Raw genomic sequence first — 205 nt, forward strand, 5'->3', positions numbered from 1 at the left:
GCAGGGCAGATCACCCACGTGTTACTCACCCGTTCGCCGCTCGTGTACCCCGAAAGGCCTTACCGCTCGACTTGCATGTGTTAAGCACGCCGCCAGCGTTCGTCCTGAGCCAGGATCAAACTCTCCGTAAAAGACTCTCGAAACAACGATCCGAAAACCGTGAATCAGTCATAAACATGAAAGAGTCAAATCACTAGCAAAAAAA

General features: G+C 50.7%; 1 rRNA gene. It reads right to left on the reverse strand.

Going from position 1 to position 205, the window contains the following annotated elements:
- A 16S ribosomal RNA gene (locus tag ACOQFP_RS00005) occupies positions 1-131 on the reverse strand; the annotation flags it as partial.
- Between the last annotated feature and the right edge of the window lie 74 nt (positions 132-205).

The sequence above is a fragment of the Rhodococcus sp. MALMAid1271 genome (genome assembly GCF_049195265.1).
In the GTDB taxonomy this organism is placed as follows: Bacteria; Actinomycetota; Actinomycetes; order Mycobacteriales; family Mycobacteriaceae; genus Rhodococcoides.